Source organism: Lysobacter sp. HA18 (assembly GCF_054057595.1).
Window position 1 is genome coordinate 585,109 of record NZ_JBSRZL010000001.1, and the last position, 13,840, is coordinate 598,948.

A 13,840-nucleotide genomic window follows, 5' to 3' on the forward strand; every position below is an offset into this window, starting at 1 on the left:
CAGATACACCGTTCGTCGGTTTTTCTTAACAAGTCTTTAATTTGCCGGGGCGGCCGTCTACGATCGGGACGACACGGATAAGTTAAACCCGTGTGACGACACCCACCTGCACCGCATTCATCGATTTGGGGAGATCCTGATGCAACAGCGTTCCAAGCTCCGCGACGCCATCTGCCTCGCGCTCGGCACCACCGCCGCGTTCGGCGCGGCGTCCGCCGTCGCCCAGACGGCGCCGGCCGCGGGCACCACCGCCACCCCGCAGACCCTTGATCGCGTCCAGGTCACCGGCTCGCGCATCCGCCAGGTCGATGTGGAGACGGCGCAGCCGGTCCTCACGATTAGCCGCAAGGAGATCGAGCAGCAGGGCTTCCAGTCGGTCGGCGACATCCTGCAGAACATCAGCGCCGTTGGCACGCCGCCGATCAGCCGCGCCGCGCCGCTATCGTCGGGCGAGAACGTCGGTGGCACCTACATCAGTCTGCGCAACCTCGGCGCGCAGCGCACATTGGTGCTCGTCAACGGCAAGCGCCTCGGCATCACGACGAGCGGCCTGTCGGACGTGTCGCAGATTCCCGCAGTCTCGATCGAACGCATCGAAGTCCTGAAGGACGGCGCCTCGTCGATCTACGGCTCCGACGCGATCGCGGGCGTCATCAACATCATTACGCGCTCGAACTACGAGGGTGCGGCCGGCTCGATCTACTACGGCCAGTACGACCAGGGCGATGGCGCCATCACCAAGGGCGACATGATCATGGGCTTCGGCGGCGACCGCGGCTCGCTGACCATGGGCGCCGAGTGGGGCAAGGAAGACGGGGTCAACGCAACCGACCGCGAGTTCAGCGCCTATCCGCGCGGCAACTGGCACCCGACCGACCAGTGGACCACCGTTGGCCAATACGGCGGATTCCAGCCGCTCTATTCGCAGCGTGGGACATTCCCGCAGGCGGCCTACCCGGCTCCGACCGCAACGAACCCCAATCCGGCGGGCTCGCGTCTCATCTTGCGCGAAGGCGGTAACCCCCGTAATCCCGCGGACTACATTCGCCAGGATATCAACGTTGGCACGTGTAACGGCGCGACCGAGTCGACAGGCTGCACGCCCGGCTCAACGCTGCACAAGACCAATACCCTCGAGCAAACGGACCTACGCACTCCACTGGAAACCAAGTCGGTCTACATCGACGGCGTCCTCAACTTCACCGACAACCTGCGCCTCCGCACCAACATTCTATGGGGTGACCGCGAGAGTTCGCGCCACATCGCCGGCTACCCGATGCAGGCCGCGTCGTTCAACACGCCGATGTCGGCGCAGAGCTACTGGAACCCGAGCGGTGCCACGATCAGCAACTGGTGGCGCCGCGCTTGGGAAGTGCCGCGCGTAACCACTGCAGACTCCACCAACTACCGCCTCACCGCCGCGCTCGAAGGCAGCTTCGACATCGGCAATCATCTGTTCGACTGGGATGTTGACTACGTCAACGTCGTCAACAAGCAGACGCAGGACACCTACGGCAATCTCAACCTTGCCAACGTGCGTAACGCGGTCGGTCCGTCGTTCGCCGAAAACGGACAAGTCGTCTGCGGCACGCCCGATAACCCGGCGACGCCGGCGGTCAATGAACGCAATGTCATTGCTGGCTGCGTCACCTGGAACCCGTTCGTGCAGTACGGCACTGTTGGCAATGGCGGCCTCAGCGGCAACCCAGCGTTGCAGAACTACCTGTTCCAGAACGAGCATGCGACCGGTCGGACCGAGACGACCGTCATGTCAGCCAACCTTAGCGGCACGATCTTCGCCCTGCCCGCTGGCGACCTCGGCTTCGCGGTGGGTTACGAGCACCGAAATGAAAAGGGTGCGTACGTGCCTGACGCGCTTGCGGTGACGGGTGGTTCCACGAACCTGTCGTCAGGTCCGACTCACGGTGGGTACGACCTCGATGAGATCTACGCCGAAATCCAAGTGCCGATCCTCGCCGATGTTGCGTTCGCAAAGGAGTTGACGCTCGACATTGCGACTCGGTATTCCGACTACAACACGTTCGGCAACACGGTGAACAACAAGTTCGGCCTGAAGTGGCGACCGATCGACCAGCTTCTTCTGCGTGCGACGTATGCTGACGGCTTCCGGGCGCCGACGATCGCCGACCTCTACGGCGGCGGCTCGCAGACGTTCGATTCGTTCACCGATCCGTGTGACACGAACTTCGGCGACTCGCGCAGCAACCCAACCACTCGTGCCAACTGCAAGAACGGTGTGTCAGGGCAGAACGGCATGGGTGCACTCGCGGACAGCTATCGCCAGCTGGGCCAAGGCTTCAACGCAGTCGGCTCGGCGAACTCGCAGACGCCGGTCGCGTTCAACCGCGGTTCGAATCCGACCTTGACTCCGGAGCTGTCGAAGTCACAAACGATTGGTGCAGTGTGGAGCCCGCCGTTCCTGACCGGCTTCAACATGTCGATCGACTGGTGGAAGATCCGCATCGCCGACACCATCGTCACTGACAGCCCGTCGCAGATTCTCTCGGACTGCTACGTCAGCGGCATCGCAAGCCGTTGCTCGCCGCAATTGTTCACGCGTGATCCGTCGCTGGGCTACATCAACTTCATGTCGTACGGCAACCGGAACGCCGGCTTCCGCAAGGTGGAAGGCTACGACGTCGACTTCTCGTACCGTCTGGCGACAGACGCATGGGGCACGTTCAACGCGAACCTCAACAGCACCTACACGGCGAAGGACTACTTCGTCAGCACCAACGATCCGACGTACCCGACCTCAGGTGTAGGCTTCACCAGCACCTTCCGCATCCGCTCGAACTTCAACCTCGGTTGGCAGAAGGGTCCGTGGGGCGCCACGTGGACGGCGCGCTACTACTCGCCAATGAAGGAGACGTGCACGTACGTCATCCCGGGTTCGACCACGCCGAACCTCGAGTGCGAGGAGATCACGTACGCCCCGACCGGTGCCTACGTTGGCACGACGACCACGCCGGCGAGTTCGATCTCGCGCCGCCACGTGGTGGGTTCGAACACGTTCCACGACGTCCAGCTGCGCTGGGAAGCGCCGTGGAAGGCCACCGTTGCGGTCGGCGCAAACAACGTGTTCAACCACATCGGCCCGGTCATGTACACGCAGCCGAGCGCGAACGTCTCGTACTACGGCGGCTTCGACATCGGCCGCTTCTGGTACATGCGCTACACGCAGCGCTTCTGATCGACATAAAAACAATATCCGTCATTCACTTCTCTCACGGCCCCGCAAGGGGCCGTTTTTTATGGCCGGTTCGGGTAGGCTCACGCCCGATGACCGCGTCCGGCCCCGTTGCCCCCCACCAACCGCCGCGCCACCCGCAGGTGTGGTGGATGACGCTGCTTGCGGCGCATGTGCTCGCATTCGCGCTGTGGTGGCACTACGGCTGGCAGCGCGGCTGGCACGTGGCGCTGCCGCTGCTGATCGCGTCGCATCTGGCGCTGGTCTGGGGCACGTTGCGGCCGGATTCGCGGCTGTTCGGCCCGGCGCTCACGCGGATGGACACCGATGACCGCGTGCTCTGGCTGACGATCGACGACGGCCCGTCCGAGGAGACGCCAGCCGTGCTCGACCTGCTCGATGCGCACCGTGCGCGCGCGACGTTTTTCCTGGTCGGCGAGCGCGCGCGGAAGCATCCGGAGCTGGTGCGCGAGATCGTGCGGCGCGGGCACGACGTCGGCAATCACAGCGACTCGCATCCGACCGCGCGCTTCTGGGCGCTGGGTCCGCGCGAGATGCGCAACGAAATCGAGCGCGCACAGGCGACTCTGACAGAGATCACCGGCACCACGCCGGTGTGGTTTCGCGCGGTGGTCGGGATGGCGAATCCGTTCGTGTTCGCGCCTCTGCAGAAGCTGCGACTCGCGCGCGTTGCGTGGACCGCGCGCGGCTTCGACGGTGCGGTGTCCGATCCGCAGCGCGTGGTGTCACGCGTCGAACGCCAACTCGGCCCTGGCGTGATCGTGCTTGCGCATGAAGGCGCGCCGCACGGTCGCAACGTCGAGACGCTGGCGCTGATGTTGCGTCGTTTCGACGAACTCGGTTATCGCTGCGTGCTGCCGGTGCCTGCGTTTCCGACGCGCGGCCCTAAGTTGCCGGCTGCCGAGTCGACGACCTTCGTCGACTGACGCGTTACTCGATCAGTCGCGCGACGCGACGATCTGCCAGTTGTTGAACGGCGTGTTGCCGTTGAGCGGCGTGATCTCGTAACGAAGCCCCGCGGCATCGAGTCGGTCCCGCAGCAGCGCTTCGCTCGGATAGCGTCGCGGCGCGGAATACATCCAGCCCGCGAATGCGGCGAACGTGTCGAACGCCTTGCTCGCGCGTGCACGCCAGCCGGGCGTTTCCAGGCCGCTGCGAATGAACAGGCGACCGCCCGGTGCGATCATCGACGACGCGGCATCCAGCACGCGGATCTGCGCCGGCGTATCGATGTACTGGAGCACGTCGAGCAACGCGACGCTGCCCGAATGCTTCGGCATGACGTTGGCGAGGTCGACCGCATCGAAGCTGACGTCGCGAAGGCCGACCCGTTCGGCGACGCGGCGCGCGTGCGCGATCTTGCCCGCATCGATATCCACACCGCGATACGGAAGATGCACGCCGTCCTCGCGCAGCGTGTGTGCGAGCAGGCCGAGCCCGCAGCCGAGGTCGAGCAGCGGCGCGGTCGTGCCGCGCAGGGCGTTCGCCACCGCCGGATACAACGGATCGCTGCCGAGCTTGGTGCGCGTGTAGTAGTAGTTCCAGCGATTGCCGAGCGCGTGCTCAGGCAGGAACGCCGTCGCGATCGAACGCGCGCGCGCGCCATCGAGCGGACGACCCTCGACCACCGCACTCATGCGGCGTCGCCGACTAGGCGATGCGCAACCGGCAACGCCGCGTCCACCCAGCGCGCGTACATCGCACCGGATGGATGCAGCCCGTCGGCGACCAGCATTTCGTCGCGGTCGCCGCCATCGCGGCTGATCGGCGTGATATCGACGAAGGCGATGCCTCGTGATTCACACAAGGCGCGCGCGATTTCGTTGAACTCATCGATCTCGCGCGCGACGGTCGCGCTGTCGCGGCCTTCGTTGCGTGCGAAACGCGTCGCGCCCCAATCGGGGATCGACAGCATCATCAGGCGCTCGACGCGACCGCCGGCGAGCGTGGTCGCGGTGTCGAGCAGGCTACCGAGTTCGATGCGGTAGTCGCTCGCGCTTCGGTTGCGGTACTGGTCGTTGACGCCGATGCCGAGCGTCACGAAGTCGTACGTGCCGAGCGGTTGTGCCGCAGCGATGCCGGCGGCGAGCTCGTCGGTCGTCCAGCCCGTCGTCGCGATGACGCGCGGCTCGTCGAGGTCGATGCCACCGTCGCGAAGCGCGTTCGCGAGTTGCACCGGCCAGCGCTCGTTCGCATCGACGCCTTCACCGCAGGTGTAGCTGTCGCCCAGCGCGAGGTAGCGCACTCAGGCGACCTGCGCGCGCGACGCCACCGATTGCGCGCGGCGCTCGAGCACGCGGTCGACGCGCACGAACACTTCGCGCAACTGGTCCGGTTCCGGCAGCAGCGTCACGCGGAAATGGTCGCGCTCGCGCATGTTGAAGCTGGTGCCCGGCACGATCAGCACGCCTTCGGTTTCCAGCATCTCGAGCGCGAATGCCTGGTCGTCGAAACCGATCGCGGCATCGCCGACGACCTGCGGGAAACCATAGAGCGCGCCACCCGGCGTGCTCATGCGTAGATGCCGACTTGCTGCAATGGTTTCGACCACCGCACGTCGGGCTTCATACAGGCGTCCACCCGGCGCGGTGAGCGCGTGGATGGTCGACGCGCCCGACAGCGCGGCTTCGATCGCGAACTGGCCCGGCACGTTCGCGCACAGGCGCAGCGCGCCGAGCAGGTCCATCGCATGGTGGAAGTCACCGACCGCGAGCGGATCGCCGCTCAGCACGGCCCAGCCGATGCGCCAGCCGCAGGCGCGATACACCTTCGACAGGCCGCCGAACGACAGGCAGGGCACGTCGCCAGCGAGCGGCGCGAGCGGTTGGAAGGTCGCCCCGTCGTAAAGAATTTCGTCGTAGATCTCGTCCGACATCAGCAGCAGCTTGTGCTTCGCGGCGATCGCGACGATGCGTTCGAGCAGCTCGCGCGGATACACCGCGCCGGTCGGGTTGTTCGGGTTGATCACGACGATCGCGCGCGTGCGCGGCGTGACCAGTCGCTCGATCTCGTCGGGATCGGGCAGGAAGCCGTTGTCCGGCGCGCAGGTGTAATGCACCGCGCAGCCGTCGTTGAGGATGGTCGCCGCGGTCCACAGCGGGTAGTCGGGCGACGGCACCAGTACTTCGTCGCCGGGATTCAGCAGCGCACGCAGCGACAGGTCGATCAGCTCACTGACGCCGTTGCCGATGAACACGCGCTCGGGCGACGCGTTGGGCGTGCCGCGGGCGCGGTGGAAGTCGGCCAGCGCTTCCCGCGCGGCCGGCAGGCCCTGCTGGTGCGTATACGGATCGGTCTGGTCGATGCGGTCGGCGATCGCGCGCTGCAGGTGCTCCGGCGCCCGGAAACCGAAGGCGCCCGGGTTGCCGATGTTGAGCTTGATGAGTTTGCGGCCCTGGGCCTCCAGCTCGCGCGCTCGCCGTGCCAGTTCGCCCCGGATTTCGTAGCGGACTTCGGAAAGGCGGTCGCGGGTCTTGAGGACGTGGGACATGGAAGCGGTAGCAGGACGCGGAAAATGGCGGCCAGCCTACCGGAAAACCGGACGAGCCCGCCGGGTACGGGCGCCCGGTCTGGCTAGAATCGGCGCATGCCCGCATCCCCGACCGCCACACCGTTCGACACCGACGTCCTTGCACGCATCGGCTGGACCGGCGACGCCGAGCGCCCGCCCGAGTGGAACGCGATGCTCGCCGAGCAGCCGCAGGCACGGCCGGTGCGGGTCGTCGAACAGCACCGCACCGGTTACGTGGTCGCCGCGGGGCCGGGCGAAGGGGAAGGCCACGGCGTCGAATCGCTGCCGGATTGGGCGCGCCCGGCCGGCTACCGCGCGGGCCGCACCGATCCCACCGACCGCCCCGGCGTCGGCGACTGGCTGCTGATCGAAGGCGAGGGCGCGTCGGCGAAGGCGGTCGCGCTGCTGCCGCGCCGCAGTGCGATTAAGCGCGCCGCGGCTGGCGAGCACTACAAGCAGCAGCTGATCGCGGCCAATGTCGACGTCGCCTTTGTGGTGTCCGGGCTCGATGGCGATTTCAATCCGCGCCGGATCGAGCGCTACCTGCTGCTTGTGCATGGCGGCGGCGTCGAGCCGGTGATCGTGCTGACCAAGGCCGACGTGGCCGGCGCGGCGACGATCGCGGAGGCACGCGAGGCCTTGGCCGACGTCGTCGAAGGCGAGGTCGAGATCGTGGTGGTGAACGCGCGCGACGCCGGCAGCGTGGCGCAGCTCGACCGCTGGGTCGGGCCCGGGCGCACCGCAGTTCTGGTCGGGAGCTCCGGCGCCGGCAAGTCGACGTTGACCAACTCCCTGCTCGGCATCGAGCGCATGAAGACGGCCAGCGTGCGCGAGAACGACTCGCGCGGCCGCCACACGACCACGCACCGCGCGCTGATCCCGCTGCCGCAGGGCGGCTGCCTGATCGATACGCCCGGCATGCGCGAGCTCAAGCCGACCGGCGAAGAGGCGGTGGCCGATACGTTTGCCGACGTGGAAGCGCTGGCCGCGCAATGCCGGTTCCGCGACTGCTCGCACGAAGCCGAGCCCGGTTGCGCCGTGCGTGCCGCGATCGCATCGGGCGAACTCGACGCACAGCGGCTCGCGCACTATCGAAAGCTGGCGGGCGAAGTCGCTGGCGCGGCCGAACGCTTGGCGACGCGACAGCAGCAGAAGACCGATTCCAAGCCCGGCGGCCGACCGTCGGGGCGTCGCCCGGATACGCGCGGCAGTCGCCGCTAGATGGGTGTCACCAAGCCGATGGCACCCGACATCGCGCACCACGCGGCGCTGGACGCACGCATGGTGCGCGTCGCCCGCGACATCCGCGTGCTCGCGCTGGTCAGCTGGCCCGCAGACGAGGAAGCCAAATTCCTCGCTGCCTACGCCGCCGGCACCGCGAAGCCGCCGGTCATCGAGTATCCGAAAAGCGATTTCCGCGCCGGGCGTGCCGAACTCGAAGCGATCGTGCGCGAGGCCGATCCGCAGCATCCGCTCGGCCAGTACCTGATCGACTCCGCACGCAGCTGGAAGATCGCCGCGCTGATGTGCGAGTCACTGGGCACCGCCGATGTGCTCGCGCACTCCAAGGAGTTGTACGGCACGCCGAACGAGGCGCTGCCTGGCAACGGGCCGACCGCGCGCGAAGCCGCTCAGCACTTCATCTCCATCGCCGACGAACTCGACGCAGGCCTGCTGTCGCCGTCGGAAACCATCAGCATTTCGGCGACCGCGCTTCGTCTGCAGTTGCAGAACGACCTCGACGATTTCTTCAATCGCCGCGTCATCGAAGTCGAACTCGATCCCGACCTGATCGCCAAGGCCGCGGCCGGTGCCACGCGCATCCGGCTGCGTGCCAGCGCTAACTTCAGCCAGTACGACCGCGAGCAGCTGCTCAACCACGAAGCCTTCGTGCATTCGATCACCGCGCTCAACGGGCGCGAGCAACCGGTGTTGCCAAGCCTGTCGCTGTCGTCGCCGCGCACCACGGCGACGCAGGAAGGCCTCGCGACGTTCGCGGAACAGATCACCGGCAGCATCGACATCGGCCGCATGAAGCGCATCTCGCTGCGCATCGAAGCCGTCGCACGCGCGCTCGACGGCGCCGACTTCATCGAGATCTTCCGGTTCTTCCTGGACTCCGGGCAGACGGAGCAGGAAAGCTTCGCGTCGGCGCAGCGCATCTTCCGTGGCGTGCCGACAACGGGCGGCCACGCGTTCACCAAGGACACCGTCTACGTGCGCGGCCTGGTCGGCGTCCACACGTTCTTCCGCTGGGCGCTGCGCAACCGCAAGCTGCCGCTGTGCCGCTACCTGTTCGCCGGAAAGATGACGCTGGCCGACGTGCAGCGCTTCGAGCCGCTGTTCGAGTCCGGCGCGCTGCTGCCGCCGCACTGGATGCCGCCGTGGCTGACGCGCATCAATGGCCTGGCCGGCATGCTCGCGTTCTCGCTGTTCGCCAACCGCATCCGTCTCGACAGCATCGCCGACGAAGGCGGCTTCATGCTCGATTTCTGACGCCGGATCAGGCTGAACCGGGCTGTCGCCGAAGCGGCCGATCGTGGCGGGTAGAATCGAGAGCCCGCCCTGTCCCGCGACCCGATGACCCAGAGCACCAGCGACGATCTGAAGCAGGCCGCCCTCGAGTACCACCGCATCGACCCGCCCGGGAAGATCAAGGTCTCGCCGACCAAGCCGCTCGTCACCCAGCGCGACCTGGCGCTGGCGTACTCGCCCGGCGTGGCCTACGCCTGCGAGGCGATCGTCGCCGACCCGAACGCCGCCGACGAGCTCACCGCGCGCGGCAATCTCGTCGCGGTCATCTCCAACGGCACTGCCGTGCTCGGCCTCGGCGACATCGGCCCGCTGGCCGGCAAGCCGGTGATGGAAGGCAAGGGCGTGCTGTTCCAGAAGTTCGCCGGCATCGACGTGTTCGACATCGAAGTCGACGAGCGCGATCCCGACAAGCTGGTCGACATCATCGCCTCGCTCGAGCCGACCTTCGGTGGCATCAACCTCGAGGACATCAAGGCGCCGGAGTGCTTCATCGTCGAGCGCAAGCTGCGCGAGCGGATGAACATCCCGGTCTTCCACGACGACCAGCACGGCACCGCGATTATCGTCGGCGCGGCCATCTACAACGCGCTCGAAGTCGTCGGCAAGAAGATCGAGGACGTGAAGCTCGCCACCGCCGGTGCGGGCGCCGCAGGTATTGCGTGCCTCGACATGCTGGTCGCGCTCGGCATGAAGCCCGAGAACATCCTCGCGGTCGATCGCGACGGCGTGTTGTACACCGGCCGCGATCATCTCGACCCGGACAAGGCGCGTTACGCGCGCGACACGGACAAGCGCACGCTCGCCGACATCATGGTCGGCGCGGACATCTTCCTTGGCCTGTCGGCCGGGGGCGTGCTCAAGCCGGAGATGGTCGCGACGATGGCCGAGCGCCCCGTCATCCTCGCGCTCGCCAATCCGTATCCGGAAATCCTGCCGGAAGACGCGAAAAAGGTGCGGCCCGACTGCATCATCGCGACCGGTCGTTCGGACTACCCGAACCAGGTCAACAACGCGCTCTGCTTCCCGTACATCTTCCGCGGCGCGCTCGATGTCGGCGCCACGGAGATCAACGAGGCGATGAAGCTCGCCTGCGTGCGCGCGATCGCGAAACTTGCGCGCATGGAATCGTCCGACCTCGGCAGCGCCTACGGCGGCGACGTGCCGAAGTTTGGCGCCGAATACCTGATCCCGCGTCCGTTCGATCCGCGTCTTCTGGTGATGCTCGCGCCGGCCGTCGCGCAGGCCGCGATGGATTCGGGCATGGCCAAGCGCCCGATCACCGACATGCGCGCCTACGAGGAAAAGCTCGGGCAGTTCATCTATCGCACCGGCCTGATCATGAAGCCGGTGTACGACCGCGCGCGAAGCGATCTCAAGCGCGTCGTCTATGCGGAAGGCGAAGAAGAGAACGTGCTGCGTGCCGTGCAGACGGTGATCGACGAGGAACTCGCGAAGCCGATCCTCATCGGCCGTCCCGACGTCATCCAGACGCGCATCGAACGCCTCGGCCTGCGCATGCGTCCCGGTGTCGACTTCGAACTGACCAACATCAATTCGGACCCGCGCTTCGACAGCTACTGGCAGCAGTACCACGCGCTTACCGAGCGTCGCGGTGTGACGCCTGCCGCGGCGAAGAACCTGCTGCGCTCGCGTCCGACGCTGATCTCCGCGCTGATGGTCGAACGTGGCGAAGCCGACGCGATGATCTGCGGCGTGGTCGGTCGCTTCCACAAGAAGCTCGGCTACCTGCGCAGCGTGTTCAACTTCGACCGCGGCGTCACCGGCACCGCGGCGATGACGGCCGTCATCAACAACCTTGGCACGTGGTTCTTCCTCGACACGCACGTGCAGCTCGACCCCTGCGCCGAGCAGATCGCCGAAGCGACGTTGCAGGCAACTTATCGACTGAAGCTGTTCGGCATCGAACCGAAGGTCGCTTTGCTGTCCCACAGCAACTTCGGCAGCCACGACAACGCGTCGGCGCACAAGATGGCGAAGGTGCGCGAGATCCTGCTCGAGCGCGCGCCCAAGCTCGAGATCGAAGGCGAGATGCAGGCCGACACCGCATGGGACGACGAACTGCGCGTGCGCATGTTCCCGAACTCCCGCCTGCGCGGCCGCGCCAACCTGTTCGTCATGCCCAACCTCGACGCCGCCAACATCGTCTACAACATGGTGCGCGTCATGACCGACGGCGTCGCCATCGGCCCGATCCTGATGGGCCTCGACAAACCCGCACACATCCTGACGCCGGCATCGACCCCGCGCCGCATCGTCAACATGACGGCGATCGCGGCGGTGGATGCGCAGATCAGGGCCTCGCAAGGCGTCAAACGGAGTTGACCCATGACACCGCGGCTGAACCTCATCGCTTGGAACAATGGGGTCGGCTTGAGCCGCGACCTTGCGCTATTGGCGGGTGCGCTTCGGTCGCGCGGATTCACAGTCCACGTCACCGCGATCGGTCGCGGCAAGTTGCGCAAGTGGTTCCGGCCGTTGGTGATGACCTGGCGTGGACGACTGCGCAGGCTCGTGATGCGTCGCCCCGCGTATGACGTCAACATCATGCTCGAGCACATCCGCAGCGAAGATCTAGGAAGCGCGAGCGCGACGCTGTTCATTCCGAATCCGGAGTGGTGCATGCCACTCGACATGGAGCGTCTGCCGCGGGTGCAGGGCGTGCTGGCGAAGACGCGTCATGCCGAAGCGATTTTTTCATCGCTCGGCGTGTGGACGCGCTACATCGGCTTCACCAGCGAAGACCGTTTCGACGCATCGGTGACGCGCGAAGGCACGTTCTTCCATCTCGCCGGTCGCAGCGTCAACAAGGGCACGGCGGTACTGATCGAACTGTGGAAGCGCCATCCCGAATGGCCGCAGCTCGTGATCCTGCAGAGCCCGCGCACGGCGCAGCCCATCGAGCCCGCCGCCGCGAACATCGCCCATCGCATCGACTACATCGATGACGCCGAGCTGCGTCGCCTGCAGAATGCCAGCCGCGTCCATGTGTGCTGCTCTGAAACCGAGGGCTTCGGGCATTACCTCGCCGAAGCGATGAGCGTCGGTGCGGTCGTGCTCACCACCGACGGCGCGCCGATGAACGAACTGGTCGATGCATCGCGCGGCGTCTGTGTGCCGTGCAACCGCACCGGCACGCAGCAGTTGTCGACGACGCATTTCGTCGACAGCGACGCGCTCGAAGGCGCGATCATGCGCGTGCTGGCGATGTCGGACGCCGAGCTGGACGTGCTCGGCAGCGCCGCACGCGACTGGTTCCTGCAGAACGACGCCGCGTTTCCCGATCGCTTGCGCTCGGCGGTCGATGCCTTCGCGGCCGAGGTGCTGCACACGGCCGACGTCGCGATCCAACCGGCGCATTCCTGAGCGACGACACGCGTCGAGACGTCCATCGGGCGACACCGCGACGCCCCACCGTCGCGATGTCCCAGACGCCGCTACGTCACCGCTGCCGCGGCACGTAGATCGGCGGCGGCAGCTTGTCGGCCTCCACCTGGGCGATCAGCTCCCGCAGCTCGCCCTGTTCATCCGGATCCTTCGACGCGGCCAGCAGCGTCTTTAGGATCGCGGCATGCGCGACCTTCTGCGCATCGGCCGCCGGCACCGCGATGTCCGGTGTCACGCCCGTATGTTCCCAATTGGTCTTCGTGATCGGATTGATCGATCGACCGTTCGGGATGAATGCCGCGAACCCGTGCGTCAGTGAGTAGCCTTCGCCAGGATTGGCGCCACCACCCGTGACCTCGCCGACCAGGGTCGCGCGTTTCTGCGTCTGCAGGTCGTACGCGGCTTCCTCGCCGCCGGAGAACGTGCGCTTCGACGTCAGCACGTAGATCGGCTTGCCGTAGCGCACGGTCACCGACGGGTTGGTCCAGTACTGGCGCGTGGTGTTGTCGGTGCGGCTGTAGATGTCGTTGAGGTGGCGGCTGTCGCCCTCGGCGAAGAAGTGGCTCAGCAGGTAGGCGACGCTGTCGGGCTCGCCGCCGCCGTTGCGACGCAGGTCGAGGATGAGCGCATCGGTGCCCGACAGCAGCTTCATCGCCGATGTCATCGCGTCGCCGACAAATTCGGTGGGCGGGAAGTTGCGAAGCTCGAGGTAGCCGACGTTGCCGGGAAACCGACGCACTGTTTCGATGCCGTAGCCATGCGCCGCGATGTCGCCGCGCATGCGCTCCGCGTCCTCGTGGCTCGGGACCGCATGCGAGTCCTCCGCGTGCTGACCGAACTCGGGGTCGTACTTGACCTGGAAGTGCAGGTCATGGCCCATCGTTCGCAGGTCATCGCCCAAAGCCTTCGAAAACGCGTCGGCATCGGTCGCCTTCGCGTAGCCGCCGGCCGCGTCCTTCTCGCGCAGTGACTTCGCGACCTTGGTCGCGACATCGGGGAACACATAGTTGGATTGCAGCTGGCGCGCGAGCTCCGCGACGACGGCGTGTTGCGTGCTCGCGTCGACAGGCACGGGCGGATGCTCCTGTGCGAAGGCGTGCGCCTGCGCGACAACGAGCAGCACGGCGAGGCTCAAACGATTTCGGTGGTTCATCGGG

At 66.4% G+C, this 13,840-nt stretch carries 10 protein-coding genes; 6 read left to right on the top strand and 4 right to left on the bottom strand.

Going from position 1 to position 13,840, the window contains the following annotated elements:
• Positions 1 to 136: 136 nt before the first annotated feature.
• Together ACVWWW_RS02920 and ACVWWW_RS02925 are read left to right on the top strand one after the other, a co-directional pair.
• The gene (locus tag ACVWWW_RS02920; protein ID WP_027083955.1) at positions 137 to 3,214 is read left to right on the top strand and encodes a TonB-dependent receptor domain-containing protein; all 3,078 of its coding nucleotides are present in this window, start codon (positions 137 to 139) and stop codon (positions 3,212 to 3,214) included.
• Between the two features lie 149 nt (positions 3,215 to 3,363).
• A complete protein-coding gene (locus ACVWWW_RS02925) occupies positions 3,364 to 4,158 on the top strand; it encodes a polysaccharide deacetylase family protein (protein ID WP_456998627.1) in 795 nt (264 codons plus the stop codon).
• Positions 4,159 to 4,170: 12 nt separating this feature from the next.
• On the opposite strand, the gene ACVWWW_RS02930 is transcribed toward ACVWWW_RS02925, so the two are convergent.
• The 3 genes from ACVWWW_RS02930 to ACVWWW_RS02940 are packed head-to-tail and all read right to left on the bottom strand — an operon-like array spanning position 4,171 to position 6,722.
• Positions 4,171 to 4,869, bottom strand: coding sequence for a methyltransferase domain-containing protein (locus ACVWWW_RS02930; RefSeq protein WP_051235568.1), 699 nt, complete (start codon positions 4,867 to 4,869; stop codon positions 4,171 to 4,173).
• Positions 4,866 to 5,477 (bottom strand): SGNH/GDSL hydrolase family protein, encoded by a 612-nt coding sequence (locus ACVWWW_RS02935; RefSeq protein WP_027083953.1) that lies wholly within the window; start codon positions 5,475 to 5,477, stop codon positions 4,866 to 4,868. The genes ACVWWW_RS02930 and ACVWWW_RS02935 overlap by 4 nt, the downstream gene beginning before the upstream one ends.
• Positions 5,478 to 6,722: an aminotransferase class I/II-fold pyridoxal phosphate-dependent enzyme gene (locus tag ACVWWW_RS02940; RefSeq protein WP_027083952.1), complete on the bottom strand. Its 1,245-nt coding sequence runs from the start codon at positions 6,720 to 6,722 to the stop codon at positions 5,478 to 5,480.
• A gap of 96 nt (positions 6,723 to 6,818) precedes the next feature.
• On the opposite strand from ACVWWW_RS02940, the gene rsgA reads away from it, so the two are divergent.
• From rsgA to ACVWWW_RS02960, 4 genes are all read left to right on the top strand, one after another.
• Entirely contained in the window at positions 6,819 to 7,964 is a 1,146-nt protein-coding gene (gene rsgA / locus ACVWWW_RS02945) for a ribosome small subunit-dependent GTPase A (RefSeq protein ID WP_081672298.1), read from the top strand.
• Positions 7,965 to 7,982: 18 nt separating this feature from the next.
• On the top strand, positions 7,983 to 9,239 hold the full coding sequence (locus tag ACVWWW_RS02950) for a flavohemoglobin expression-modulating QEGLA motif protein (protein WP_456998628.1): 1,257 nt from the start codon (positions 7,983 to 7,985) through the stop codon (positions 9,237 to 9,239).
• 84 nt (positions 9,240 to 9,323) lie between these two features.
• Positions 9,324 to 11,621 (top strand): NADP-dependent malic enzyme, encoded by a 2,298-nt coding sequence (locus ACVWWW_RS02955; RefSeq protein WP_036143248.1) that lies wholly within the window; start codon positions 9,324 to 9,326, stop codon positions 11,619 to 11,621.
• A gap of 3 nt (positions 11,622 to 11,624) precedes the next feature.
• Positions 11,625 to 12,662, top strand: coding sequence for a glycosyltransferase (locus tag ACVWWW_RS02960; RefSeq protein WP_027083948.1), 1,038 nt, complete (start codon positions 11,625 to 11,627; stop codon positions 12,660 to 12,662).
• Between the two features lie 76 nt (positions 12,663 to 12,738).
• Here ACVWWW_RS02960 and ACVWWW_RS02965 read toward each other — a convergent pair whose 3' ends face one another.
• Positions 12,739 to 13,836 carry a S41 family peptidase gene (locus ACVWWW_RS02965; protein WP_036143245.1) on the bottom strand — a complete coding sequence of 366 codons (1,098 nt, stop codon included), beginning with the start codon at positions 13,834 to 13,836 and terminating at the stop codon, positions 12,739 to 12,741.
• Between the last annotated feature and the right edge of the window lie 4 nt (positions 13,837 to 13,840).